The organism is Candidatus Pelagibacter bacterium nBUS_49, from assembly GCF_051200925.1.
GTDB lineage: Bacteria > Pseudomonadota > Alphaproteobacteria > Pelagibacterales > Pelagibacteraceae > Pelagibacter.
In genome coordinates, this window is record NZ_CP172837.1 from 935,247 (window position 1) to 961,229 (window position 25,983).

Below are 25,983 nucleotides of genomic sequence, written 5' to 3' on the forward strand. Positions count from 1 at the left end.
ATTTTTAATTTTTTATAATATTATGTTCAGGCCCGAAAGGAAATTTTGTGATGTTTTCTGCGCCATCTTTACCAATTACCAATATATCATGTTCTCTATAACCACCTGCTCCTGGATTTCCTTCAGGGATCATTATCATCGGCTCCATTGAGATAACCATATTTTCTTCAAGGACAGTATCTATATCTTCTCTAAGCTCTAATCCTGCTTCCCTTCCATAGAAATGGGAAAGCACTCCGAAAGAATGTCCATACCCAAAAGTTCGGTAATGCAGATATCCTAGTTCTGCAAATAATTCATTTAACTCGTGACAGATATCTGAGCATTTTACACCTGGTTTAATTAATTCTAATCCCCTTTTATGAACTTTAACATTTGCTTCCCAAGCTTTTAATGATGCATCATCTGCATGATCTAAAAATAATGTTCTCTCGAGAGCCGTATAGTATCCTGAAATCATTGGAAAAGTATTAAGTGATAAAATATCTCCATTAATTAGTTTTTTATTTGTCTTTGGATTGTGTGCACCATCAGTATTAATACCTGACTGAAACCAAACCCAGGTATCCATATATTCCGCATCTGGATATGATTTTACAATTTCACGTTCCATTCGATCACGACCTACAATTGCTATCTCAATTTCTGTATTACCCTCTTTGATGTTTTTAACAATTTCTTCTCCACCTAAATCAGCAATTCTTGCTCCATTTTTAATAATTTCAATCTCTTCATTAGATTTAATCATTCTTAGTTGCATCAAATCTTTTGAAATATCGCTAAACACTGAAAATGTAAAAATTGACCCTATTTTTTCTTTCATATCTAAAGTGACATGATCATTCTCTAAACCAATATTTTTTGGAGGATCATCTCTTCCAATGATAGATACTATAGCTCGCAAAAAATTATCTCTTTTCCAATCTGTATAAATTACATTATCACAATGTGACCTTCTCCAGGGCTGGCTGGCATCAATGTTTGCTGAGATTGTTGAAATTTTATTTTTTGTGACTACACAACCATAAGGTCTACCAAAAGAACAATAAATAAATCCTGTGTAATATGCAATGTTATGCATTGATGTTAAAATAACCATATCAAGATTATTTTTATCCATTACTTTTCTTAAGTTATTAACTCTTCTATCGTATTCAATATTTGAAAAAGGAAGTTTAACTTTCTCTCCATTTTTTAATGTAAAAAAATCAGGTCTTTCCATTTAATTTAATCCTATGTATCTTTTATTCCATCTCATCACTAGACTATAATAAGTAAGTGAAATAAAAAGAAAGAATCCACCTATAATAGTATTAGTTGTTGGAATTTCATTTATGCCAAACAAAGGCAACCATACCCAAAAGATTCCTCCTATTACTTCAGTTAGAGATAATAAAGTTAATTCTGCTGCTGGAATAGCTTTAGATCCAATAGAGTATAAAATTAAACCCAAACATACTAGGGTTCCATGCAGAGAGAATAAGGAGCTGTTATAGCTTGATGAAAAGAAAACTAGATCTTTATTTAAAATTACTATTGTTGCAAAAACAAAACAGAAAAAACCAGCAAATGCAGTTGTTGTAAATTTAGGAGTTTCTTTACGCCATCTTAGAGTGACTGAAAATACTGCAAATCCTAAAGAGGAGGTAATGCCAAACACAAATCCTACAAAAGATGTTTCGGTATTATTTCCTACAGCCATGATGCCAATACCAACAGTTGCAATAAAGATTGATACCCAAACATTTAAAGAAATTTTTTCTTTTAAAAATAAAAAAGCAAGTAAAGCTGTAAAAAATGGCATAGCGGCAAGACATAAAAGTGTAATTGCTGCACTTGTATTTGTTATAGAAAACATAAAAGAAATCATCGCAACACCTAGACCTGATCCACCAATTAAACCAGATAAACCCATCTTAAAATAATTTTTGTAAAAATTTTTACCCTCTTCAAAAAATAAATAGAGATTTAGTAAAATGAATATTGTCAATCCTCTACCAAATATATACTGCCAAGGTATTAAATGTGGTTCATCCATATACCTAACTACTAAAGGTCCAAATGACCATATAAGACCAGCAAATAAAACAACGGGAACTGCTATTTTAGGGTTTTTCAGTTGAAACATAGCAAGATATTTAATTCTAAATAGATTTAACTACAACAAAAATGACATTGATCAAATTATTAACCTGTTAGAGTGATTAGGAAAAAAACATTTAATAATTTCACCTTTTTTAAACTTAGACTTGCCAGCAGGCAATAAAGCCCAAATATTGGATTTAACGAATGATTTCAATTTATACAACTCTTGGCCCTCAAGAATCTCCACTTCTACTTTTCCATTTTTAGTTGTGTTCAGTTTGCTCTTAGCAAATCTTACAAAATTTTCCTTCTTAGTAAAATTATTTTTCAAAATAGCCATTAAAGGTTTTTCTTCTTTAAGGCCCAGTATATTTTCAATATATGGATGCACAAAAAACCTAAAACATGCAGCTGATGACATTGGGTTACCTGGCAGACCAAAAATTACTTTTTGATTCCCTTTGATTTTTGCAAATAAAATTGGTTTTCCTGGTCTTATTGCAACGCCTTTAAAAAAATTTGATAATTTAAAAGATCTAATAACATCTGGCACAAAATCAAATTTACCTGCCGAAACTGCACCTGAAGTAATAATAATATCAGTACTAGATTTTAACATCTTTGTTATTTTGGTTTTAAAAACTTTTTTATGACCATCTCTTAAGATGCCACCATTTTTAAAATTAAATAAGAAATTTTGATCTAAATTTTTAATATAATGACAATTTGAATTTCTAACTTTCCAATCAGGGATATTATCTTGGTTAGATATTTCATTTCCAGTTGAAAAAAATAAAATTTTTATTTTTTTTTTACACTTATGTTTTTAATTCCAAGGGTTTTAAATGTTAATATATGATTAGGTTGAACAATCGAGTTTTTCTCAAGTACAATTTCATTTTTTTTATAATCAGATCCTTTTAATCTAACATGATTAAATTTATCAACTTTTTTATTAATTAAAATATATTTTCTATTTTTAATGCTTGGGAAGAAAACAATTTTTTCAATTGGGATGATGGTATCAAAACCTTTTGGAATAATTCCTCCTGTCATAATTTCAACTGCATCAAACCTTTTAATAATTTTCTTAAAGGGTTTTGCTCCTGCTGCAATGGATCCTATGATTTTAAATTTTTGGTTTATTTTTTTATTTATATTTTTTGTATCTTTTGAATTAATTGCAAAACCATCAAAAGCTGCATTATTCCCTGACGGGTAATCAATACTTGAATAAATATTTACTGAAGCAACTCTATTTAAAGAGTTAACACTTTTAATTTTCTCATCTTTGATTTTGATGATGCTTTTCTTTAAAATTTTTTTTGCTATTTGATAATTAATCATTTAATAAATTTACTTTAGCTTCTTCAAGGTCCTTTTTGGTATTTATATTAAAAAATGGATCATTTTTATCAAATTTCATATTAATTATTTCCACCCCAACACTATCAGCCCAGTCTTCAACTTTTCTAATTCCTTTACTTAAATCATCCTCCAATTTATCAATTAAATCAATAGACCATAGCCCAAATATATTGTGTCTCGTATTATTGGATTTAATAAAAAAAAGCTTACTTTTTTTAAGACTTACTTTGTTGTAAAAATCTTTTAATATTTGGTTTTTAAAAAATGGAGTGTCAGTTGGAAAAGTAGAAACCCATTGATAGTCTTTATTGTTTGCTTTAATCCATTTCATTGCAGACAAAACACCTCCAAGTGGGCCTAAATTATTTTTAAAATCCTTAATTAATGAAACTTTTTCTGATTGATTAAATTTAATAGGATTATTAGAGACAATAAGTATCTCATTAAATACATCGATTATTTCAGCAAGAACATAATCTATCAATAATTTATCACCTAATTGAACTTGGGATTTATCTTCTCCAAATCTTTGAGACTTTCCGCCAGCTAGTACTGAGCCTAAAATCTTGCTATGATCCATTTACAAAATATAAAACATTAAGACTTTAATTAAAGAAATATAATGGATCTTAGAATTTTAGAAATAGCATCTCATACCGATAACAATAAAGTCCTAGAAAATTTTACACATAAATCAAAACATAAAAATCCTTTATGTGGTGATGAAATGGAAATTAGCCTAGTTGTTAAAGACGATGTTGTAAAAGATATGGGTTATCAATGTAAATCTTGTGTTTATTGCCAGGCCTCAGTCAGCCTACTCTCAAGAAAAATAAAAGATAAAAATGTAGAAGAAATTAAGTCTTTTGCATTATCAAGTGAAAATTTATTTACGGATGTAAAGACTATTTTAGAAAAACATTGGAAGGATTTTAAAGAAATTTTAGATAAAAAGAATATTGCTAGAAAAGATTGTTTATTACTTCCACTTAGAACAGTTTTAAAGGCTTTAAAAACTTAATGATTAAAATTACTAAACCACTTTTACAGAAAGCGTTGATTGCAGGTTTTTTTTCAGCTTTTACAATTGGCATCTTAACTGTTCTTACTTATAAAAGTACACTAGGGTATTTTCTTGCTGGTTCATTTGGCTCTTCTATGGTTTTATTATTTGGTTTTCCAGAAAGTCCATTTGCTCAACCAAAAAATGTTTTTTTTGGCCATCTGTTAACAGCATTTGTTGGGGTAGTTTTCGTAAACTACATACCTTTACCAATTTATATGAATATCGCTCTTGCAGTAGGTGCTGGGATTTCATTAATGATTTTATTAAATGTAGTTCATCCTCCTGCAGGTGGAAATCCAATTATTGTGATTATTGGAAGTGTTTCTTATGAATATTTGATTAGCCCAATAATTTTTGGTTGTATTATAATTTTATTATTAGCTATTTTGATTAATAAATTTATTCTTAAAAAAAATTATCCTTTAAAATAATTTATGAACTCTAAGTATAAAGTTTTAAAATTTAATTCTAATAAATTTGAAAATTTTGAGGATTTAGTTTCTATTGAAGAACCCTTAGAGATTTCATTAAAGTTTAAAGAGAACGGTAACTGGGTTACAAAAATATTATCTATTACGATGAGAACTCCTGGTAATGATAAAGATTTAGTACGAGGTTTTCTTTTCAATGAACAATTAATAAAAGATGTTAAAGATATTGATACTGTAGAAAGTTTTGGTGATAAAGTTGGTCAATACAACATTCAAAATAAAATTTTAGCAACCTTAAATAATTCAGAAAATATTAACATCTCAAAGATTAAGAGAGATTTTATGTCAAACTCCTCATGTGGTGTCTGTGGTAAGTCTTCATTAGATGCATTAGAAATTATAAAACAAAATAAGACAAATTCAGACCAGCCTAAAATATCTAAAGAAGTTATAATTAATTCCCCTAACATACTTCGAGAGAATCAATCTGAATTCAGTAAAACTGGTGGTATTCACGCAAGTGGCTTGTTTAACAACAACGGTGATTTGATCTCTGTTAAAGAGGATGTGGGTCGTCACAACGCTTTAGATAAACTTATCGGTTGTACTTTAATTAATGGACAAATTAATCCCTTAACTCAATTCATAACTTGCTCTGGAAGGCTAAATTTTGAACTTGTTCAAAAGGTATTGATGACTGATATTGGAATTATGATAGGTGTTGGTGCGCCAACTAGTCTTGCTATTGATTTGGCGAATAAATTTGACATTACCCTCATAGGTTTCGTAAAGAAGAATAGTTTTAACATTTACACAAATAACAAAAAAGTTATTGTGAGCTAATTAAAAAAAAAGGGTAATTGTGTCAAAAAACATTAGTAATTTATCAGGTAGAATAGGCTTAAAAGACAATCTTTTTAAGCAAATCTCCGAAAATACATTAAGCAATAATCCTAAAGATATTAAAGAAATTGCTAAAGAACATAATTTAGGAGTTTCAACTCTTCATGGTGCTGAGAGTTTCTACGAATTTTTAAGGCCTTCACACAGAGAAAAAAAAGCATTTGTTTGTAATGGAAGTGCTTGCATGTGTGCTGGTACACAAGAAAAATTAAAAGATACTTTAAAAGAAAAATTAGGTGATGATAAAGTTGGAGAAATGTTTTGCCTAGGGCATTGCTATGAAAATAATGCATTTCATTATAATGGTGAAAACTATGCAGGAAAAGACATAGAAAAAATTGATCAAATTTTAAAAGGTGAAGAAATTAAACAAGATAAATTTTTCTCAAAAAGTTATTCAACAACAAGTTTTTTAATGGATGATAAGTTATCATCTGCTGATCAATTTAAAGATCAATTAAATAAATTTTTAAAAACAGACAAACAAGAAATTATTAAATCTCTACTAGAATCAAACCTTACTGGAAGAGGTGGTGCTGGGTTCCCAACAGGAATGAAATGGGATTTTTGCAGTAAAGCAAAAGGAGATAAAAAATATGTTTTATGTAATGCTGATGAAGGTGACTCAGGGGCATTTTCAGATAGATACCTATTAGAAGATCAACCACTAAAAGTTATTTTTGGTATGGTGTTATGTGGAATGGTCATTGGAAGTGATGAAGGTGTCTTATATATAAGAGGAGAATATCCAAAATCTATAGAAGCTATCAACGGCTGTATTAATGATCTTAAAAAATTAAATCTATTAGGTAATAATATTTTAGGAACAGATTTTTCTTTTGATCTAGGTATTTGTATTGGTCAAGGTGCTTACATTTGTGGAGAAGAAACTGCTTTAATTGCATCTATTGAAGGAAGACGTGCTGAAGTAGATGTAAGACCTCCATTTCCAGTTACAGAAGGTTTATATAAAAAACCAACGGTTGTTAATAACGTAGAAACTTTAGCAGCTGCAACTGGTATTTTAATAAATGGTCCTGAAAAATTTTCAGCAATAGGAAATAAAAAGTCTGCAGGAACTAAACTTGTTTGTCTTGATAGTTTTTTTAATAATCCTGGCGTTTATGAAATTGATATGGGAACACCAATGAAAAAAATATTTAATGAAATTGGTGGAGGGTACAAAGAACCAATTAAAGCTTTTCAGATTGGGGGTCCATTAGGTGGTGTAGTACCATTAAGTGAAATTGATAATTTAAATTTAGATTTTCAAGAATTTACAGCCAAAGGTTTTATGTTAGGGCACGCTAGTGTTGTTAGTATTCCAAAAGATTTTTCAATGTCCGAATATATTCATCATTTATTTGAATTTTCAGCAGAAGAATCATGTGGAAAATGTTTCCCTGGTAGACTTGGTTCATACAGAGGTAAAGAAATGTTTGATCAAGCAAAAAAAGGAACTGCTAAAATACCCCTTAAATTACTTAACGAATTGCTTGTAACAATGCAAAAAGGCTGTTTGTGTGCTTTATGTGGAGCTATCCCTACTCCAATTATGAATATTCTTAAGTACTTTGGAGACGAAATGAAAAATGATATGGTGAAAGATAATTAATGAGTTCTGAAAAAAGAAAAATAGCTTATATCGATGGTAAACCATATGAAATTGGTGCTAATCACACATCTATATTAAAATTTGTTAAAAGTTATGTTGGAGAAAAAAAAGTTCCAACTCTTTGTGATGATCCAAATTTAGCTCCTTATGGTGCTTGTCGAGTTTGTTCAGTTGAAGTTGCTTTGGAAAAAGATGGCCCAACAAGAATGGTTGCATCTTGTCATACTCCAGTTGCTGAAAACCAACATATCTTTACATCCAATGAAGCAATAACAAGTCTTAGAAAAAATATTGTTGAATTAGTTTTAACAGATCACCCTATGGAATGTGATAGTTGTGAAGTAAATAATAATTGTGAACTTCAAACTGTTGCTAATGATTTAGGTATTTCGGATCACAGATATAACAGTCCAAAGCAGCACAAAGGAATTCCAAGAGACACTTCTCATGATTATATGAGAATGAACTTAGATAATTGTATTAATTGTGGAAGATGCGTTAGAGCATGTGATGAAATACAAGGTTCTTTTGTTTTAACAATGAGTGGCAGAGGATTTGAATCTAAAATTACAACAGACAATGATATGATGTTTGGTGATAGCTCTTGTGTATCTTGTGGAGCTTGCGCACATACTTGCCCAACAGATGCAATCTCTGATGTTTTTAAATCAAAATCTGCTGATGTAGATGAAAAAGTTAGAACAACTTGTTCTTATTGTGGAGTTGGGTGTAATTTAGAAGCATCAATTAAAGACAACAAAGTTGTTGCAATAGATACTCCAAAGGAAACAGAAGTAAATGCAGGACATACTTGTATTAAAGGAAGATACGCTTTTAGTTTTTATGATCATCCTGACAGATTAAAAACTCCATTAATCAAAAGAAATGGAAAATTTGAAGAAGCATCGTGGGATGAAGCTTATGACTTTATCAAAAAAGAAATGAATAGAATTACTAATGATAATGGTCCTGATGCATTTGCAGGAATTTCTTCAGCGAGATGTACAAATGAAGAAAACTATGTTTTTCAAAAGATGATACGAGCTGCTGTTGGAACTAACAGTGTAGATTGTTGTGCAAGAATTTGTCATTCACCAACAGCATGGGGTATGCAACAAACATTTGGAACAGGAGCTGCAACAAATTCTACAGAGGATATTTATTTTGCTGACTTGTTTTTAGTAATAGGTGCCAACCCTACTAACGCCCACCCAGTCACAGGTGCAAAAATTAAACAACAAGTAATGAAAGGCAAGAAATTAATTGTACTAGATCCAATTACTACAGAGCTTGCTAAACTTGCGGATTATCACATCAAACTTAGACCTGGAACAAATGTTGCGGTTCTTAATATGATGTTACATTTCATTATTAAATCAAAACTACACAACGCAGATTTTGTAAGAGATAGAACTGAAGGTTTTGATAATTTTATTAAAGAGATTGAAAGACAAGATGTTGATCATTTAGCAAAAATTGCAGGTGTAGATAAGCAGCTTGTTAAAGAGGCAGCAATTGCTTATGCAACAGCACATAATTCCATGGAATTCCATGGTTTGGGGGTAACTGAACACCAACAAGGCTCAAAAACTGTAATGCTAATAGCAGATCTTGCAATGATTACTGGAAATATTGGAAGAAGAGGTGTTGGAGTGAACCCTCTTAGAGGTCAAAACAATGTCCAAGGTGCAGCTGATATGGGTTGTCAACCACACCAAGGTGCTGGTTATTTTGAAGTAGCAGATGCAAAAAATCAAAAATTCTATACAGAAAAATATGGAGTAACCCACCCGACTAAACCTGGATTAAAAATTCCACAAATGTTTGAAGCAGCAATTGATAAAGAATTAAAAGGTCTATGGATTATTGGAGAAGATATTGTTCAAACAGATCCTAACAGTGCTCATGTTGTTGAAGCGATGAATTCTTTAGAGCTTTTAGTTGTTCAAGAAATTTTTATGAGTGAAACAGCAAAACTTGCAACAGTTGTTTTGCCTGGTACAACTTTCTTGGAAAAAGATGGTACATTTACAAATACCGAAAGAAGAATTCAAAGAGTAAACAGAGCTGTTGAACCTTTGCCAGGAACAAAACCTGATGGATTAATTGTAACAGAGATGATGCAAAAACTAGGTTTTGATCAACCCACATATAACGCTGATCAAGTTTTATCAGAAATTGCAGATGTTGTTCCTTTCTTTAAAGGAGTAACACGAGAAAGACTTGGTAAGTTAGGATTACAATGGCCAGTTCAAGAAGATGGAACTGATACACAAATTCTTCATACTGAAACGTTTAAATTAGGAAAAGGACAACTTAAGAATTTTGATTGGAAAGAGTTGACAGAAATTGAGGAAAACAAAAAAGATTATCCTTTAATTTTAACAACAAGCAGAGTTCTTCAACACTATAATGCTGCTACAATGACAAGAAGAACTAAAAATATTAATATTGTTGATGAAGATGTTCTTTTAATTCACCCTAAAGATGCAGCACATCGAGATATTAATACTGGTGATATTGGAAGACTATATTCTGGTAGAGGTGAGGTTGCTTTAAAAGTTGAAGTAACGGATAAAGTTAAAGAAGGAATTGTATTTACAACATTCCACTTTCCAGAACATATGGTTAATATGGTTACAGGTCATGGTAAAGATGAAGAAACTATGTGTGCAGAATACAAAGTGTCTTCAGTAGAAGTGCAAAAAATTTCAAACCAATTTAAAACAGAAGTTAAACCTAAAAAACATCAAGCTGAAGTTAATTAATTAAAATGACCATTGGTTGGCATTTTGATAATACATATTCAAAATTACCTAAAACATTTATAGAAGAAATAAAACCAACTCCTGTACATGATCCAAATTTAGTAATTATAAACAATGAATTAGCTAAAGATTTAAACTTAGATTTTTCAAACATCGATAATAAAGATTTAGCAAAACTATTTTCAGGTAACGTTTTACCAGGTGATACTAGTACAATTGCTCAAGCATATGCTGGCCATCAATTTGGTCATTTTACAATGCTTGGTGATGGAAGGGCAGTTCTTCTAGGCGAGCATTTAGTCAATAATACCAAACGTTTTGACATACAGTTCAAGGGTTCAGGGAGAACTTCTTTTTCAAGAAGTGGTGATGGTCGTGCAGTTTTAGGCCCAATGCTTAGAGAATATATTATCAGTGAAGCAATCCATGCCTTGAATATCCCTACCACAAGAAGTTTAGCTGTGGTTAGCACTGGAGAAAAAGTGGTAAGAGAAAATTTATTGCCTGGTGCAATATTAACTAGAGTAGCTTCTAGCCATATAAGAGTTGGAACTTTCCAATATATTGCAGCAAAACAAAATATAAGTGATTTAACTACTCTTGTAAATTACACAGTTGAAAGACATTACCCAGAAATTCAATCTTCTAATAATAAAGCGTTGGATTTATTAAATCTTGTAATGAAAAATCAATGTCAGCTTGTTATCAATTGGATGCGTGTAGGTTTTATTCATGGAGTGATGAATACTGATAATATGACTTTATCAGGTGAAACTATTGATTATGGTCCGTGTGCCTTTATGGATCATTATGATCCAAAAACAGTTTTTAGCTCCATAGATAAATTTGGGAGATATTCATTTTCAAATCAACCCCCTATTACCAAATGGAATTTAGCTAGATTAGCTGAGTGTTTAATACCTTTAATTGACAAAAATGAAGATCGGGCAATTAAGATAGCAACTGAAATCATTGATAATTTTCAAAATATTTATGAAATAAAGTGGCTAAATATGATGAGAGATAAACTTGGTTTATTTGGTGAAGATAAAGATGATTTAAAACTAATTAATAATTTATTAAATTGGATGAAATCAAATCAAGCAGATTACACTAATACTTTTTGCTATTTGATGAATATTAATTCTATTCAAGATCAAATATACAAAGATAAAGATTTTATAGACTGGTCTAAGAATTGGGAAAAACGAATTTTAATTAATGGCGGGTCTAAAAAAAATTCTTTAGAACTTATGAAAAAAAACAATCCTATTGTTATTCCTCGAAATCATAAAGTAGAGGAAGCATTAGAAGCTGCAAATGACAATAATCTTAAACCAATGAATGATTTGTTGTCTATATTGAAAAAACCTTACACAACACAAAGTAATATTGAAAATTTTCAAGCATTATCTAAAAATAAAAATTACCAAACTTTTTGTGGTACTTAAGAAATTTTTTCAAAAGGGAAACATAACCAGCCTGTAATAATATATTTAGTTTCAACCTTTAGTATTTCTCCTGCATGAGCATGTGTCCACTCAGCTGGCCATATTAAAGTTTTTCCTCTTTCAGGTTGAACTTTAACATCATAATGAGAAAAATGAGTTTTTCCATTGTCAGACTCGATATCATTCAAATAAGTCATCCAAGCAAAAACTCTATGCATAAATATTGTTGAGTCACGTTCGCAATGTATTTTAGAAAAATGATCTCCAGGATTATATTTTTGAATATTGAACCCTGGTATATCCAACACTTTTATATTTTCTTTGAGATAAGGCCACTGATCTCTATAATCTTGATAGCATTTATATAAATTATCAAAATATTCTGTAAAGACAGAAAAAGTTTCTTTCTTTAAATCCCTTGGATGAATTGTAATATCAGTTGTTTTTTTTATTGACTCATCTTTGCCTGAACTTACAGAGCCTTTACTATGAAGTTGAGAATTATTTTCAAAAAAATTTATCATATCAGAAAATAATTTTTCATTATCTATTTTCCAACAACCTATAAAATTTGGACTCTTTGAATCAATTTTTTGTCTATTCATGAGATAATTTCAAATTTATTTTCTGCGAATCTAATCAGGCCTGTTCCCTTGAAGATATAGCTCCATCCTTTTTTATTATCAAATTTTTTTAAATATAAATTTCCTAATCTTATATTTGTTCTTCTATGGTCTTCGTCTTGTTTAAGTACAGCTTTGAAATATTTTTCAGCTTCATCAAAATTATTTTCATTTAAATATAATTTTCCTAATTCACTTAAAGTTTCAATATTTTCACTAATATTAATTGCTTTTAAAAAATTTTCTTTTGCTGAGTTATTGTCACCTTTAGTTTGGTAAATTAATCCTAAATTATGAAATATTAAATAATTTTTATTATTTTGTTTTGATGCTAAAGCTAAATTTTTTTCTGCTAAATCAAGTTTATTCTGTGCTAAATAAATTGTTCCCTTTAAAAAATAAGTTTTATAATCATCAATCTTAATTTGTTCTAAAATTTTAAGGGCATCATCAAATTTTTTAATATTTACTAATTTTAAGGATTTTTCTATTAAACTATCTTTTTCCATAAATGAGTTATTTTTTTTCAATAACTATAACACATAAGGTTCTGGTCTAGCACTATTTCCAAGTACTCTTTCAACTGCAAAATCACTAATATCAATTGTCTGATAAGAGCCAGTTGTGATTAATTCGGTTAATGCTCTACCGATTCCTGGGGCTTGCATTAAACCCCTACCAGTAAAACCAGATGCCATATAAACATTATCAAACTTAGGATGCTTTCCTACAACTGCATTGTTATCTAATTTATTACAATCGTAATAACCTGCCCAACCACCAGTAAGTTTTAATTCTTCAAATGCTGGTATTCTTTGTGCTAAAGCTGGCCATACTAATTCCTCAAAATCATTCCATGAAGGTTCTAAATCTGTAGCTTCAAATACTGAATTTGGTGATCCAGCTAAGTATTCTCCACCTTCTGGTCTCCAATAAACTCCTGTTGTTAAATCACCTGTTAAAGGCATTTCTTTTATATATTTAGGACATTTAACTCTGAAAACTGTGTGTTTTTGAGGAACTACTGGTATATCTTCTAATAGTTCTTTAGTCCAACATCCTGCTGCTGACACTATTGTCTTAGCCTCAATTTCAGAAATACTTTTTACTTCACCTTTAATAAATTCAGCTCCAAGTTCTATCGCTTTACTTTTTAGTGCACTGTGAAACATAAATGGATCGATCCATCCCTCACTTTGATTATCAGTATAAGTTGCTGTTTCGATACCTTCGCTATTTATATATGGAAAAATTTTAGATAATTCCGAACCCTTAATATTTTTTGTTCCAGCTTCACACTTTTTATGATTTTCTAAAGCTCTATATTGTTCTTCAGCATGTTCGGGACCAAACATCAATAAATATCCATTTGTCACCATACTTGCGGTAGGATTAGGATTTTTTTCAGTTTTTAAGAGATCTGGAATTTGAAAGATAAATTCTCTAGCAAACTTACCCAGTAAAATATTTTCTTTTTGAAAAAATTGTCTTCTAAATCCTCCTAATGATAAAGGAAAAGAAGCAGTTTTGTAAGTTGGGTCTCTTTCAATTACTTTTACTTTTCTACCTTCTTTAGATAGAAAGTATGCTGTAGCTGCTCCTATTATACCACCACCAATTACTACTACATCATCCATAATTAATTTAAAATTATTAAGCTTGTATTGAGAATTAGTGCAAAGCAACACCAAAGTAAATATGGAATCATTAAATATGCACTAATCATCTTGACGCGTTTAAAGCTTAGAATAAGATTGATAATTAATGCTATTAATATGATTAACACAGCTAAAGCTAAAATCATGTTATGAAATGCAAAAAAAGTTATACTCCAAGTTGCATTAAAAACTAAGTGTATAAAATAAGTATATATTGTATTCATTTCTCTGTTTTTTGTATACCAATAAAGCCATATCGAAATAGTCATCATCAAGTATAAAATAGCCCAAACAGGACCAAACACCCAATCTGGTGGATTAAACATTGGCTTATTCAATAATGAATACCAAGGATTCATAAAATTAATGGTAGCCAAACCTCCAATTAATGATGCTGAAAAAGTAATGAGAAGAAACAGTATAAATGTTAATAATTTATTTTTAATCATGTTAATAATACATAACAAAAAATGACTAAAAAAACTATTTGGATAACTGGTGGTAGCACTGGAATTGGCAAAGCTTTAGCGATTAAATTTGCAAATAAAGGTTGGAATGTAGCAGTATCAGCAAGAAGAGTAGAATTATTAAACGAGCTTTCAAATACATATGAAAATATCTTTGCTTTTCCACTTGATGTAACAGACAAATTTAAATGTAAAGAAGTGTTTAGTGAAATTAAAAACAAGTTTGAAAATATAGATATATGTTTTTTTTCAACTGGCACATGGAACCCTAAAAAAGAAAAAGACATAGATGTAGAGCAAATAGAAGATGTGTTTAAAATAAATTTTTTTGGAACTGTAAATAGTATTAAAGCAGTTGAAGAGCATTTCAGAAATAAAAAAAACGGTATTATTACGATAGTTTCGTCTATAGCTGGATACAGAGGATTACCAAACTCTACAGGTTATGGGCCATCCAAATCTGCTCTAAATAATTTAGCAGAAAGTTTATATTTTGATTTTAAAAGATATAATGTGCGTGTTTGCTTAGTTTCTCCAGGTTTTATTAAGACACCTATGACTGATAAAAATGATTTTAAAATGCCATTTTTAAAAACACCAGAATATGCTGCTGATCAAATTTATAATGGTTTAATTAACAAAAATATATTTGAAATACATTTTCCTAAAGCCCTGACAATTACATTAAAACTTTTAAGTTTTTTACCTAGTAAAATTTATTTTGGTTTAATTGGTAGAATGACAAAATATCAAAAAAAATAATTAATCTTTTACAAATACAACCGTTAACTCTGCAACTTTAAATCCAAACTTAGTCATAGTAGCTCTATTAATAGCGACTCTATCATCTTGTTTAAAAATCCAATCATCAAATGTGATCTTCATTTCTTTACCTTTGACAGGAACTAAAAGAACATATTCAAATTTAAATGCAGGTCCATAAGAATAACCTTTAGCTTTACCAACAACATCTCCAGCTGTTCCTTCATAGTTATTTTCATCTATCTTATTAATAGTCCACTCTCTATTTTGAATTTCGCCATCATCCCAATTAAATTTTTCTTTTAAAATTAATTGTTTACCATTCCATGATCCATTTAAATCAGCAGAAAATTGTCTAGTCACTTTGCCAGATCTATTCTGTAACAATCCCCAAGCCTTAACATTTCCTGTTAAATATTCTTCAATTATTAATCTAGGTTCTTTATTATTAAAATCTTCTGGTTTCATAGCACTATTATTGGAACAACTTGTAATTAAGAATAATGAAATTATCAATGAAATTGATCTAATAAATTTTATATGACGCATTTATATCTCCTGTATTTATATTATTTATTTTGAAGTGAAAATTGAATTAAATCGATATTTTTTGATTTAAAGCCAGCTTCACAATAAGATAGGTAAAATTCCCACATTCTTTTAAAGGTTAAATCAAATCCTTGTTCTTTAATTAAACTCCATTTTTTGTTAAATTCATTTCTCCATATAGCTAATGTATCTGCATAATGATCTGCATACGAAATATAAGAATTTACACTTAGCCCATTCTTAGAGACAAGTTTATTAATAGTATTTTTATTTGGTAAAAAACCACCTGGAAAAATATATTTTTGAATAAAATCTTCTTTATTTCTATATCTATCATAAAGACTATCATCAATTGTAATTGCTTGTATGGCTGCTTTACCACCATCAGACAAGTTGTCTTTAATAGTTTTGAAATAGCTTTCTAAATAATTTTGTCCAACAGCTTCAATCATCTCAATTGATGCGATAGAATTATATTTGCTTTTTAAATCTCTATAGTCTTTAATTTCAATATTTACCTTTTCATTAAGACCACAATTATGAATTCTCTCTTTGGCATATTCGAATTGTTTTTTTGAAATGGTGATACAATCTAATTTAACATCATAATTTTTACCTAAATATTCAGCAAATCCACCCCAGCCACAGCCAATCTCTAAAACTTTATCACCAGTGTTAGGTTGAATTAAATTAATCAATTTTTGATATTTATTATTTTGAGCCTTTGATAAATCTTTATTTTGTTCATCAAATATAGCACTTGAATAAGTAAGAGTTTTATCAAGCCAAAGTGAGAAGAAATCATTTCCAAGATCATAGTGTTTAGCGATGTTTTCCTTACTTCGACTTTTTGTATTTTTAATAAATTTATTTTTGATAAAATTTAAAAATTTTAAATCTAATACTCCTGAGAACTTATGAATAATACTTATATTCCTTGCTGCTAATTCAATTAAATTAGATAAATTGCTCGTTTCAAATTCATCTCTCATGTAACATTCTGCTAAACCAACACTTCCACCTTTAATTAAATTATAACTTAGAGAGGAGGATTTTATTTTTAGATTAGCTTTTAGTTTATGATCATAATTTCCAAATTTTAAAAGTTCACCCGATATTGAAGTAATTTCTAAATATCCAACACTTATTCTTTTTAGAATATTAAAAATTATTTTGTCAGCAATTTTATATAAAATCATTAATTTTCAATCGTTATATTGTTTTTAATTTTAATTTTTTTTTTTATAAATTTAATTCCTTTTGTCCATAGTTTAAACGCTTCATAATGTATCGCTAAAATAATCTTAAATGTCATAATTGGGTGCTTTAAATAAGATTTAATCAAATGTTTTGTATTAAAATCACTTCTAAATCCATCTTGAGAAGCATATAGAATTTTATCTTCACTATCATATTGATCAATTATAACTGAGATTTTATTTCCAGGTTTTAATAGTCTAAAAAAATAATTACAATTCATTTCAATAAATGGTGATACATGAAATTTTTTAGAACAATTGTTTTGTATTAAATTTGAATCTTTTGTTACTTTAAAAATGTACGTATGTTGTTCCCCAAAAGTATTCTTAACTTCATATAAAATTGAAATTAATTGATCCTCTAAGTTATAAACGTAAAAAACACTTAAAGGATTAAAAACAAATCCAAAAATTCTTGGATAACATAAAATTTTAATTTTAATTTTATTAACTTGAATATTATTTTTCTCTAAATGTTTTTTTACCCATAATTTGAGTGAAGAACCATCCCTTTCACCATGATCTTTTTCATAAAAACTAATTAAATTAAATTTATTGAAAGAAAAAAAATTAACTTTTTTATCTAATATTTCTAATTCAGAAAGATCTATTAACAGAGAAAAAACTTTATATTTAAAATAGTGAACTTTAGGTTTAAACCTTTTATGAACTACATGTCCGTTGTAAATTGCTGAGTTAATCATTTAAGGTTTTAAGCATTTCTATAGAAGATTTTATTCCATCTTCATGAAATCCGTAACCAAAATAACTTCCAGCAAATAAAGTATTATTAACGTTTTGAATTGATTTTAAATTTGTTTGATTTTGTAAAGCATTTTCATCATAATATGGATGAGTAAAGCTAATTTCATTGAATACTTTATTCTGATCTATTTCATAAAATGGGTTTATGGTTAAAAAGATGTTTTTATCAATTTTTAAATTCTGTAATTGATTAAGCCAATATGTAACTGATGAATTTTCATTATTATCAGTGCTTAATGAAGAATTCCATGAACACCAAGCATTTTTATTTTTTGGCATTACGCTTTCGTCAGAATGGATGATGGCCTTATTTGGTTTATATTTAAAATTACTTAAAATCTCTTTCTCTTTATCTGAAATATCTGAAATAATTTTTAAACTTTCATCTGCGTGGGATGCTAAAATAACTTTATCATAATTAAAAAATTCACTTTCTGAACCATAATAAATTTTAACACCATTACTATTTCTTATAATTTTATTTATTTCATAATTCTTAAAATATTCGCCACTAATTTTGGAAAGTATTTTGCTAACATAAGTTTTGCTTCGATTGGTAACAGTAAACCATTGTGGTCTATTTTTAAGTTTAAATAATCCATGGTTTTTAAAAAAATTTAAAAAGAATACTAGTGGCATTTGTGAGGCTTCATAGGGTGGCATAGACCATATGGCTGAGACCATAGGTATAATATGATAATTAATAAAATATTTAGATTTTCCAATTTTTTTTAAATACTCACCTAAAGTAATCTTATCTAATGAGTTTGGATCCAATTTTTCACAATTCTTATAAAAACTAATAATTTCAAAAAACATTTTTACAAATTTTATATTTAATAAATTTCCTCTATTTGAAAAAATACCATTTAAACCTTTGCCACAATATTCAATATTTGTATCTTTGACAGTAACTGAGAATGACATATCACTTTTCTCAATTTCAATTTCATTCTCTTTAAAAAAATTTATTAAATTTGGATATGTGACTTTATTGAAAACCATAAAACCAATATCAACTGCAACTTTTTCATTATCATTAAGCTTAATATCTAGTGTGTATGAATGACCACCAAAGCGATCCTGTTTTTCAAAAAGATCAACTTTATGTTTTTTTGAAAGATAATATGCAGAACTTAATCCAGATATACCTGATCCGATTACAGCAATTTTCATTAATAAATTATTCTATGCAGCAGTATCTTTATATTCATCAATTGATGGACATGAACATACAAGGTTTTTGTCTCCATAGACATTATCAACTCTCGCAACAGGTGGCCAGTACTTAATCTGTCTTAAAAACTCTGATGGGTAGGCTGCTTCCTCTCTTTCATACTTATGTTCCCACGTGTTGGCAATAAGCTCAACATGAGTATGAGGTGAGTTTTTAATTGGATTGTCAACTTTATCGTATTCTCCTGATTTTACTTTATCAATTTCTTCTTTAATTTTTTTTAAAGTATTACAGAACCTGTCGATTTCTTCTAAACCTTCGCTCTCCGTTGGTTCAATCATCATAGTTCCTGCTACCGGCCATGACATAGTTGGAGCATGAAAACCAAAATCAATTAATCTCTTTGCTATATCTTCTTCAGTAATACCTATTTCTGATTTAATTTTTCTAATATCAATAATGCATTCATGAGCCACATTCCCGTTTTTACCTTTGTACAATATTGGGAACGCATCTTTTAATTTATGAGCAACATAATTTGCATTTAAAATCGCTACTTGTGACGCTTTTTTAAGTCCCTCTGAACCCATCATTTTTATATACATCCAAGATATAGATAAAATACTAGAGCTTCCCCATGGTGCTGCAGAAACTGCACCCATACCTGTTACAGGTCCACAATCTTTTATTACTGAATGATTTGGTAAATAAACTTCTAAATGTCTCTTACATGCGATAGGTCCCATACCTGGTCCTCCGCCACCATGTGGAATACAAAATGTTTTGTGTAAATTTATATGACAAACATCGGGACCAAACTTTCCTGGTTTTGCAATTCCAACAAGAGCATTTAGGTTAGCCCCGTCCATATAAACTTGCCCACCATTTTCATGAATAAGTTCGCATATTTCAGAAATTTTTTCTTCAAACACACCGTGGGTAGATGGATACGTAACCATTAATGCCGCAAGGTTTTCTGAATGAGTTTTTGCTTTTTCTTTTAAATCTTCAATATCAACATTTCCATGCTCATCACATTTTATAACCACCACTTTCATTCCAACCATTTGTGCACTAGCCGGGTTTGTTCCGTGTGCAGAGCTTGGTATTAGACAAACATCTCTATTCTTATCTCCATTATTTTCATGAAATTTTTTGATAACCATCAAGCCTGCAAACTCTCCTTGTGCACCAGCATTTGGTTGCAAAGACACTCCTGAAAATCCAGTGATTGATCTAAGCCAATTTTTTAAGTCAGTAAACAATGTTCTGTATCCCTCCATTTGTTCTACTGGAGCAAAAGGATGGGGTTCAGAAAATTCTCTCCATGTAACTGGGATCATTTCTGCAACTGCATTTAATTTCATTGTGCAAGAACCTAAAGCTATCATAGATCTGTTAAGAGCTATATCAGCGTCCTCTAATTTTTTAAGATACCTAAGCATATCTGTTTCTGAATGATAACTATTAAAAACAGGATGAGTTAAATATTCAGATGTTCTTAGTAAATTCTTAGGTAAATTATTCAAATTTTCATTTAAATTTTCTTTAATCGCTTCAGAACAATTAAAAATTTTTAATAACTGATTAGCTCTATAAACATTTTTTCTTTCATCAAATGCAACTGAAAGCATTTCAGAATTGACTTTTCTTATATTTACATTTTGACGAAGCGCGTTTCTAAAAATAGAGTCTGTTTTATCTAAAGTTTTAATTGTAACAGTATCAAAGAAATGATCTGAATATAGTTCATAACCAGATTGTTTGATCTTATCTGCAAAATTTTTTGCTAATTGAGATGTGTTTTCTGCAATTTTTTTTAAACCAGCAGGTCCATGATAAATTGCATATGCAGCAGACACGATTGCAAGTAAAGCTTGAGCTGTACATATGTTGCTTGTCGCTTTATCTCTTCTAATATGTTGTTCTCTTGTTTGAAGGGAAAGTCTGTACGCTTTATTCCCATGTCTATCAACAGAAACACCTATAATCCTTCCAGGCATAGATCTTTTAAATTCATCTTTTGTTGCAAAGAAACCTGCGTGTGGACCTCCGTATCCCATTGGAATTCCAAATCTTTGTGAGCTACCAACTGCAATATCAGCTCCTAATTCAGCTGGTGTCTTTAATTTAGCTAACGCTAATAAATCACAAACCAATACAGCTTTTCCATTATTTTTATGAATTTTACTTATAGCTTCACTTGGATCCTTGATATCACCTAGAGTTCCAGGGTACTGCAAAATTCCACATACAATATCTTCCTTGATATCAGATGCTTCATCTCCTACCACAACAGTTAAGCCTAAAGGTTCTGCTCTAGTTTTTATGACATCAATAGTTTGTGGATGACAATCTTTTGAAACAAAAACAATATTAGAATCATTTTTACAAATTCTGTAGCTTAACCCAACAGCTTCTGCTGCAGCTGTTCCTTCATCTAATAGAGAGGCATTTGCAATATCTAAACCTGTAAAATCAATTATCATTTGTTGAAAATTCAAAAGCATTTCCAACCTTCCTTGAGCAACTTCAGGCTGATAAGGAGTATAAGCGGTGTACCACCCAGGATTTTCTAAAATATTTCTTAAAATTACGTAAGGTGTATAAGTGCCATAATACCCCATGCCAATAAAATTTGAATAAATTCTATTTTGTTTTGAAATAACTTTTAACTTTCTCAAAGCTTCATATTCAGAATTTGGTTCACCAATTCCAAGATCTTCTTTTAATAAAATTTTTTCAGGAACAGTTTTAGAAATTAAGTCATCTAGGCTATTAAAACCAAGCTCATTAAGCATTTTTTGTTGATCAGCTTCTGATGGACCAATATGTCTTTTTATAAAATCTTTTTGAGAACTTTTAAGCATTTTAGTTTCCACTTTCCTTTGCAAATTTATCGTATTCTTCTTTATTCATTAAGCTATCCAGCTCACTACTATCTTTTATTTTTAATTTAAAAAACCAAGCTTCATTTTCTGGATCGGAGTTTATTTTCCCTGGATCATCAACAATTGCTTGATTATTTTCCATTACTTCACCTGATATAGGTGTATAAACATCACTTGCAGCCTTAGTAGATTCAACTACGCCTGCATTACCATCTTTTTCAACAGATGAACCCACATCTGGTAATTCAACAAAAACTATATCCCCAAGCATTTCTGTTGCATGTTGCGTAATACCTATTGTGCCCACATCACCCTCTACTTTAATCCATTCGTGTTCTTTAGAATATTTAACTTCACTCATTAGTTTGCTCCTTTCACATAACTTTTTTTATAAAATGGTAATCCACAAATATTTGCAGGATATTTTTTACCTCTTACTTCCAGCAAAATTTTTGTTTCTTTTTTTGAAAATTCTTGATCAACAAAACCCATTGCTATTGGTCCATTAACGCTTGGACCAAATGTACCACTCGTTACTTCCCCAATTATCTGTTCACTTTCATTGTAAATTTTAGTTTTTTCTCTAGCAATCAATCTACCCTCTGGCTTGATTCCAACTCTAATTTTTTTAGCTCCATCCTTAATTTGACTGATAATATTTTTAGAACCAATAAACCCACCATTATTCAATCTTTCCTTAGAGATTGCCCATTTAAGATTTGCCTCAACAGGGGTTGTTTCAGTACCAAGTTCGTGACCATACAAACAAAGGCCAGCTTCAAGTCTTAGTGTATCTCTTGCCCCAAGACCAATTAATTTAGCACCATTTTTTAATAATTCTTTTGTAAATACTTCAACTAATTCATTTGAAATTGAAACCTCAAATCCATCTTCTCCAGTGTATCCAGATCTTGTTACGTACAATTTTTGACCTTTATATGTAAACCAATTGCCTGACATAAAGTTTAAGTCAGCAACTGTTTTTAAAATTAGATTTAAAATTTCAACAGACTTAGGCCCTTGTATAGCTATTAATGATCTTTGATCATCTAAAACCATTTTATATTTGTTTTTAAGTAAATTAGATAAAATTTTAAAATCATTATCTTTGCACGCAGCATTTAAAATTATTAAAAATCCTTCTTCTAATTTGGTTATAATTAAGTCATCATAGACACCAGCTTTATCATTCATTAAAAAACTGTATTTAGATGAATTCAATTTTAAATTTTTTAGGTCCAGTGGAAAAATTTTTTCTAAATCATTGGTCAAATTATCATCACCATAAATAAATAGTTGCCCCATATGAGATACATCAAAAATTCCAGAATTTGATCTTGTAAATTTATGTTCTTCAATAATACCTGAGCTGTATTGAATTGGCATTTCATAGCCAGCAAACTCTACAAACTTAGCTTTATTATCTTGGTGAAGTTTATTTAAAGATGTTTTTTTTATTTCCATATCAACTCTTTGTACCCATCTGTATATTTGCCTGAGAGTTTTGCTCCTTCGGCGAGAATTTAATCTCTTTCCAGAGTTAATATGTTACGGTCCTTTTTACCTGAGAGTTTCCTGGGTGGTTGCTCCTTCGGTGCTACAAAGTTTGTAGTCTCTCCCGTTAAATATAACTTATCAATTATTTAAGAATGGTCAATGAGAAATACTTTTTTTATTCTTAGATAACAACGAATAAAACTGTATTAAAACAGCAAAAAGAATTATTGCTCCCCCAATCAATCCATACGTTGATGGCCTTTCACTTACAAAGACAAAAGCCCATATAGGACCAAGCACAGATTCTGATAGCATAATTATTCCAACCATTGCAGATGGTGTTGTTCTTGCGCCTGTAGTAATGAAAATAAAACCTAAACCAACTTGAAAACATCCTGCCAAAAACCCTAAAAAAATATCATGAGGTGAAATCATAATTTTTGTCGACAGGAAATAGCCAACCAAGCAAGAACATATTCCAGCGTAAAATTGTGCTGGAACCATATCAACTGTTGGAAATTTTCTTACAATTATTATTAAGATTGCAAAAGTAATTGGCATTGTAAAAGCTGCTAAATTTCCAGAAAATTCACCAGGTGTTAATGAATTACCAACCATTAATAACACCCCTGTCATAGCAAGAATAATTGAAGTTAAAGTAATCGCAGAAATTTTTTCTTTTAAAAAAAAGTATCCAAGTATTGCTAGAAATAAAATTTGAAGAGATATAATAAAATTCGTATTAGCAACTGTTGTATTATACATTGCAAAAACGTAACCACAGAAACCAAAAGATAAAATAATTCCACCTGTAAGTCCTGGTAATCCTGAGTCTTTAAATACTTTAAATGTTTTTTGTCTATAGCTAATGATTAAAAAAGTTAAGACTGTTAATGAAAAAAACAAAGATCTCCAAAACAATATTTGCCATAAAGTTGCTCCTTCAAAAGATTTTACAATTAATCCACCAAAACTTAAACTACAGGCCCCAAGAAATACTAATAAAGGACCTGGAAGTTTTATAATTATGTTCATTAAATTTGTGAAAGTAAATTCTGAGTTTCCATCTCATACAACTTAAATAAAGTTTCTGCATCTGGTAATTCAATTTCTTTAAACTTTATTTTCGATCCTGGTGATATTTGAACCAATCTATCATAATCAACACTAGCAACTACCGCAATTTTTGGGTACCCACCAATTGTTCCATGGTCTGAAAGCATTATAATGGGATTACCATCAGCTGGAACCTGAATAACTCCTTTTAACAAACCTTCAGATTTAATATTAGTATTTACGATATTTTCTATTTTTGGACCTTCTAATCTCATGCCCATTCTGTCAGACAATTTTGAAACCGTATATTCTTTTTCTAAGAAAACTTTTTTTCCTTCCTCTGAAAAATAATCAAAATTAGTTCCTTTCATTATTCTAATATTTTCAATTTTTGAATTTAGGTAATTAATTTTCTTTTTATTTATATTTTCACTAACTTCTAAAATTTTAATTTTCTGTTCATTTTCTAATTTTTTACCATCGTTAGAACCAATATTTGCTTTGGTATTAATTGAACAACTGCCCCACTGTAATTTTAAATCAAATCTGCCTGAAATTGCTAAGTAACCATAAACAGATTTATTTGTTGATAAAATATTAATTTCATCCTCATTTGCTAATTGATAAGTTTCATAACAATTTCCATCAATTTCCTTATCTTTTTGTTTTAATTTAAATACAACATCACCAGTAATGACAATGTTAATTTTATCCCCATAGAATTTTAATAGTGGCCCTTGATAAGCAAACTCAATAACAGGTAAATCTAATTTGTTGCCCACTAACTTGTTAGCCAATAGATAATTTCTATTATCCATTGCTCCACTAAATGGAATACCTATATGATATAAATCATTTCTACCTTTGTCTTGAAAAGTTGTATTTATACCACCTCTTATTATTTTGAAAAAATTATCACTCATTATAATTTTTATATTCCTCTAGTGAAATTTGCTTAAATTTAACTGTGTCTCCAGGATTAATTAAATTTGGTTCTTTTTCCTTTGAGCTTTCAAATACATCTATTGGAGTATTACCTATTATGTTCCAGCCACCAGGACTTTCAAATGTATAAATATTAGCAAACTGTTCTGTCATGCCGACTGATCCTTTTGGGACTTTTACTCTTGGAGTTTCTAAACGTTGAGCTCTCATTTTTTCATCTAAATCACCTAAAAAAGGCATTCCAGCAATAAATCCTGTCATATAACAAAAAAATTCTTGTTTAAAAAAATTTTCTAAAATTTCATCTTTGTTTAAACTTAATTTTTTTTCTAACCTTTCGATATCTAAAGAGAAAGAAGTGTCGCAACAAACTGGGATTTCTATATTTTTATTAGTTATCTTTTGTGTTTTACTCTCATTAATTTTTTCAATTTCGTCTTTAACTTCCTTAAAATTTGTAACTTTAAGATCATAAGAAATTATTAATTTATTATAAGAAGGAGTAAGATTATTGACTCCTTTAATATTTTTTTCTCTAATAGTATTAAAATACTTAATTACTTCAGAGTTAATTTGTTTATTAACCTCAGTTCCAAAATCACAATAAAGAGCTGCGTCACCAAGATTTGATATATTTTTTATCATGC

General features: G+C 29.6%; 26 protein-coding genes and 1 riboswitch. Of the genes, 7 read left to right on the forward strand and 19 right to left on the reverse strand.

Going from position 1 to position 25,983, the window contains the following annotated elements; translation table 11 throughout:
- Positions 1-4: 4 nt before the first annotated feature.
- The 5 genes from ACIJYF_RS05185 to ACIJYF_RS05205 are packed head-to-tail and all read right to left on the reverse strand — an operon-like array spanning position 5 to position 4,033.
- Positions 5-1,222, reverse strand: a complete 1,218-nt coding sequence (locus tag ACIJYF_RS05185; RefSeq protein WP_435115744.1) for an aminopeptidase P family protein — start codon at positions 1,220-1,222, stop codon at positions 5-7.
- Positions 1,223-2,128, reverse strand: coding sequence for a DMT family transporter (locus ACIJYF_RS05190; RefSeq protein WP_435115746.1), 906 nt, complete (start codon positions 2,126-2,128; stop codon positions 1,223-1,225).
- A 51-nt stretch (positions 2,129-2,179) separates the two neighbouring features.
- Complete coding sequence (locus tag ACIJYF_RS05195; RefSeq protein WP_435117991.1) at positions 2,180-2,890, reverse strand: molybdopterin-binding protein; 711 nt, start codon at positions 2,888-2,890, stop codon at positions 2,180-2,182.
- Positions 2,887-3,432 carry a hypothetical protein gene (locus ACIJYF_RS05200; protein ID WP_435115748.1) on the reverse strand — a complete coding sequence of 182 codons (546 nt, stop codon included), beginning with the start codon at positions 3,430-3,432 and terminating at the stop codon, positions 2,887-2,889. The genes ACIJYF_RS05195 and ACIJYF_RS05200 overlap by 4 nt, the downstream gene beginning before the upstream one ends.
- Positions 3,425-4,033 carry a molybdenum cofactor guanylyltransferase gene (locus ACIJYF_RS05205; RefSeq protein WP_435115750.1) on the reverse strand — a complete coding sequence of 203 codons (609 nt, stop codon included), beginning with the start codon at positions 4,031-4,033 and terminating at the stop codon, positions 3,425-3,427. Before ACIJYF_RS05205 ends, ACIJYF_RS05200 begins: the two co-directional genes overlap by 8 nt.
- 42 nt (positions 4,034-4,075) lie before the next feature.
- Here ACIJYF_RS05205 and ACIJYF_RS05210 point away from each other — a divergent pair, with 42 nt between their 5' ends.
- From ACIJYF_RS05210 to ACIJYF_RS05235, 6 genes are read left to right on the forward strand one after another with little or no spacing between them, the layout of a single operon-like run.
- Positions 4,076-4,474: an iron-sulfur cluster assembly scaffold protein gene (locus ACIJYF_RS05210; RefSeq protein ID WP_435115752.1), complete on the forward strand. Its 399-nt coding sequence runs from the start codon at positions 4,076-4,078 to the stop codon at positions 4,472-4,474.
- Positions 4,474-4,950, forward strand: a complete 477-nt coding sequence (locus ACIJYF_RS05215; protein WP_435115754.1) for an HPP family protein — start codon at positions 4,474-4,476, stop codon at positions 4,948-4,950. Before ACIJYF_RS05210 ends, ACIJYF_RS05215 begins: the two co-directional genes overlap by 1 nt.
- Positions 4,951-4,953: 3 nt before the next feature.
- A complete protein-coding gene (gene fdhD, locus ACIJYF_RS05220; RefSeq protein ID WP_435115756.1) occupies positions 4,954-5,793 on the forward strand; it encodes a formate dehydrogenase accessory sulfurtransferase FdhD in 840 nt (279 codons plus the stop codon).
- A 19-nt stretch (positions 5,794-5,812) separates the two neighbouring features.
- On the forward strand, positions 5,813-7,468 hold the full coding sequence (locus tag ACIJYF_RS05225) for an NADH-ubiquinone oxidoreductase-F iron-sulfur binding region domain-containing protein (protein WP_435115758.1): 1,656 nt from the start codon (positions 5,813-5,815) through the stop codon (positions 7,466-7,468).
- Positions 7,468-10,236, forward strand: a complete 2,769-nt coding sequence (gene fdhF / locus ACIJYF_RS05230; RefSeq protein WP_435115760.1) for a formate dehydrogenase subunit alpha — start codon at positions 7,468-7,470, stop codon at positions 10,234-10,236. Before ACIJYF_RS05225 ends, fdhF begins: the two co-directional genes overlap by 1 nt.
- A 5-nt stretch (positions 10,237-10,241) precedes the next feature.
- Positions 10,242-11,687: a protein adenylyltransferase SelO gene (locus ACIJYF_RS05235; protein WP_435115762.1), complete on the forward strand. Its 1,446-nt coding sequence runs from the start codon at positions 10,242-10,244 to the stop codon at positions 11,685-11,687.
- Here ACIJYF_RS05235 and ACIJYF_RS05240 read toward each other — a convergent pair.
- From ACIJYF_RS05240 to ACIJYF_RS05255, 4 genes are read right to left on the reverse strand one after another with little or no spacing between them, the layout of a single operon-like run.
- Positions 11,684-12,292, reverse strand: coding sequence for a 2OG-Fe(II) oxygenase (locus ACIJYF_RS05240; RefSeq protein WP_435115764.1), 609 nt, complete (start codon positions 12,290-12,292; stop codon positions 11,684-11,686). The two genes, ACIJYF_RS05235 and ACIJYF_RS05240, sit on opposite strands and share 4 nt — an antisense overlap.
- Positions 12,289-12,840, reverse strand: a complete 552-nt coding sequence (locus ACIJYF_RS05245) for a tetratricopeptide repeat protein (RefSeq protein ID WP_435115766.1) — start codon at positions 12,838-12,840, stop codon at positions 12,289-12,291. Before ACIJYF_RS05245 ends, ACIJYF_RS05240 begins: the two co-directional genes overlap by 4 nt.
- A gap of 3 nt (positions 12,841-12,843) precedes the next feature.
- On the reverse strand, positions 12,844-13,947 hold the full coding sequence (locus ACIJYF_RS05250) for an NAD(P)/FAD-dependent oxidoreductase (protein ID WP_435115768.1): 1,104 nt from the start codon (positions 13,945-13,947) through the stop codon (positions 12,844-12,846).
- 2 nt (positions 13,948-13,949) lie between these two features.
- Positions 13,950-14,327, reverse strand: coding sequence for a TspO/MBR family protein (locus ACIJYF_RS05255; RefSeq protein ID WP_435115770.1), 378 nt, complete (start codon positions 14,325-14,327; stop codon positions 13,950-13,952).
- A 111-nt stretch (positions 14,328-14,438) separates the two neighbouring features.
- On the opposite strand from ACIJYF_RS05255, the gene ACIJYF_RS05260 reads away from it, so the two are divergent.
- Complete coding sequence (locus ACIJYF_RS05260; protein WP_435115772.1) at positions 14,439-15,197, forward strand: SDR family NAD(P)-dependent oxidoreductase; 759 nt, start codon at positions 14,439-14,441, stop codon at positions 15,195-15,197.
- Here ACIJYF_RS05260 and ACIJYF_RS05265 read toward each other — a convergent pair whose 3' ends face one another.
- From ACIJYF_RS05265 to ACIJYF_RS05310, 10 genes are all read right to left on the reverse strand, one after another.
- Positions 15,198-15,746 carry a DUF3833 domain-containing protein gene (locus ACIJYF_RS05265; protein WP_435115774.1) on the reverse strand — a complete coding sequence of 183 codons (549 nt, stop codon included), beginning with the start codon at positions 15,744-15,746 and terminating at the stop codon, positions 15,198-15,200. It lies immediately after the preceding gene.
- Between the two features lie 20 nt (positions 15,747-15,766).
- A complete protein-coding gene (locus ACIJYF_RS05270; protein ID WP_435115776.1) occupies positions 15,767-16,945 on the reverse strand; it encodes a class I SAM-dependent methyltransferase in 1,179 nt (392 codons plus the stop codon).
- The gene (locus tag ACIJYF_RS05275; RefSeq protein ID WP_435115778.1) at positions 16,945-17,709 is read right to left on the reverse strand and encodes a DUF1365 domain-containing protein; all 765 of its coding nucleotides are present in this window, start codon (positions 17,707-17,709) and stop codon (positions 16,945-16,947) included. Before ACIJYF_RS05275 ends, ACIJYF_RS05270 begins: the two co-directional genes overlap by 1 nt.
- Positions 17,702-18,946, reverse strand: a complete 1,245-nt coding sequence (locus tag ACIJYF_RS05280) for an NAD(P)/FAD-dependent oxidoreductase (RefSeq protein WP_435115780.1) — start codon at positions 18,944-18,946, stop codon at positions 17,702-17,704. The genes ACIJYF_RS05275 and ACIJYF_RS05280 overlap by 8 nt, the downstream gene beginning before the upstream one ends.
- 12 nt (positions 18,947-18,958) lie before the next feature.
- Positions 18,959-21,817: an aminomethyl-transferring glycine dehydrogenase gene (gcvP, locus tag ACIJYF_RS05285; protein WP_435115782.1), complete on the reverse strand. Its 2,859-nt coding sequence runs from the start codon at positions 21,815-21,817 to the stop codon at positions 18,959-18,961.
- A gap of 1 nt (position 21,818) precedes the next feature.
- The gene (gene gcvH / locus ACIJYF_RS05290) at positions 21,819-22,199 is read right to left on the reverse strand and encodes a glycine cleavage system protein GcvH (RefSeq protein ID WP_028036608.1); all 381 of its coding nucleotides are present in this window, start codon (positions 22,197-22,199) and stop codon (positions 21,819-21,821) included.
- Positions 22,199-23,302, reverse strand: a complete 1,104-nt coding sequence (gene gcvT, locus ACIJYF_RS05295) for a glycine cleavage system aminomethyltransferase GcvT (RefSeq protein ID WP_435115784.1) — start codon at positions 23,300-23,302, stop codon at positions 22,199-22,201. The genes gcvH and gcvT overlap by 1 nt, the downstream gene beginning before the upstream one ends.
- 77 nt (positions 23,303-23,379) lie before the next feature.
- Positions 23,380-23,469: riboswitch (glycine riboswitch) on the reverse strand.
- Between the two features lie 22 nt (positions 23,470-23,491).
- A complete protein-coding gene (locus ACIJYF_RS05300) occupies positions 23,492-24,370 on the reverse strand; it encodes a DMT family transporter (RefSeq protein WP_435115786.1) in 879 nt (292 codons plus the stop codon).
- Positions 24,370-25,314, reverse strand: coding sequence for a biotin-dependent carboxyltransferase family protein (locus ACIJYF_RS05305; protein WP_435115788.1), 945 nt, complete (start codon positions 25,312-25,314; stop codon positions 24,370-24,372). Before ACIJYF_RS05305 ends, ACIJYF_RS05300 begins: the two co-directional genes overlap by 1 nt.
- A complete protein-coding gene (locus ACIJYF_RS05310) occupies positions 25,307-25,981 on the reverse strand; it encodes a 5-oxoprolinase subunit B family protein (RefSeq protein ID WP_435115790.1) in 675 nt (224 codons plus the stop codon). Before ACIJYF_RS05310 ends, ACIJYF_RS05305 begins: the two co-directional genes overlap by 8 nt.
- Between the last annotated feature and the right edge of the window lie 2 nt (positions 25,982-25,983).